The sequence below is a fragment of the Candidatus Planktophila sp. genome (assembly GCF_040402315.1).
Classification (GTDB): domain Bacteria; phylum Actinomycetota; class Actinomycetes; order Nanopelagicales; family Nanopelagicaceae; genus Planktophila.
Map to the genome: position 1 here is coordinate 3,468 of NZ_JBBAMU010000045.1, position 1,085 is coordinate 4,552.

The window sequence follows — 1,085 nt, forward strand, 5'->3', positions numbered from 1 at the left end:
TCTTCCCATGTCATTGTTGGGTCGAACATGTAGTCAAGGAGTTCACCTACCGTGCCCTCCCAATTCTTCATCGATGCGAATTTGATTGAGGGAGTTGTTAGAAAATTAATCCACCAAGCGGGGCGCGGAATAGCGTTAATCACTGTTCCAGCCGTAAGACGCGGTGGAACAGTGAGCCCATTTCGGTAATCACGAATTCTTTGTCCAGCGGCAGGAACGTCAACTGTGAGCATCAAATTTTTAACACCAGCACGATGCGCACGCTCGACCAATGCCATGCTTCCTTCGCGATCCTTCCACATGTATAACTGGAACCAATTGCGACCATTAGGAGATGCAGCTACGACATCTTCGATAGTTGTTGTGCCAAGGGTTGAGAGCGTAAATGGAATTCCAAATTTTTCCGCAGCCCGTGCTCCGGCAATTTCACCCTCGGTCTGCATCATGCGGGTAAATCCGGTCGGAGCGATACCAAGTGGCATGGAGAATTTTTCCCCGAGTGAGGTGCGAGTTAAATCTGCAGTGGAGACATCTTTTAAGATACTTGGAATGAATTCAAGATCAGCAAATGCCTGACGAGCACGTTCTAGACTTACTTCACTCTCTGCCGACCCATCGGTGTAATCAAATGGACCTTTGGGTGTGCGCTTCTTTGCAATCTCGCGCAGATCCCAGATTGTGTATGCCTTTTCTAGGCGACGCTTCTTGCGGTGCAAAGTAGGAAGTGAGAATTTAAGAAGCGGAGCAAGCTCGGCAGGTTTAGGAAACTGACGCTTTACATTCTTACCCATGGAGGAAGTGTTCTAAAGATTCTTACTTAGCGCCACTTAGTTGCCAGCGAGAATCCCACGGCGATAAAGCTAAAGCCAACAATCATGTTCCAAGCTCCGATTCCCGGGATTGGGTAGCGAGTTTCGCTGACATAGAAGATGACAATCCAGAAGAGGCCGATTAAAAAGCTCGCAACCATGACAGGGGCAAGCCACGACGGGCTCTCGAGCAGCGGTGACTCTTCATCAATGTGATGCTGTTCTTCGTGAGCGTGCTGCTCGGCGACCTTCTTACGCAACTTCGACTTTGGCATG

At 49.2% G+C, this 1,085-nt stretch carries 2 protein-coding genes; both read right to left on the reverse strand.

What is annotated here, in order from left to right:
- Positions 1 to 791, reverse strand: a 791-nt coding sequence (locus tag AC9UEP_RS05695) for an alpha-hydroxy acid oxidase (protein WP_509544969.1), incomplete at its 3' end; no start/stop codon positions are given.
- Positions 792 to 817: 26 nt separating this feature from the next.
- Positions 818 to 1,084, reverse strand: a complete 267-nt coding sequence (locus tag AC9UEP_RS05700) for a cell division protein CrgA (RefSeq protein ID WP_509544972.1) — start codon at positions 1,082 to 1,084, stop codon at positions 818 to 820.
- Position 1,085 lies beyond the last annotated feature (1 nt).

Coding starts and splice junctions, on each gene's coding strand:
- AC9UEP_RS05700 (WP_509544972.1), bottom strand. CDS start 1,084: ATGCCAAAGTCGAAGTTGCGTAAGAAGGTCGCCGAGCAGCACGCTCAC.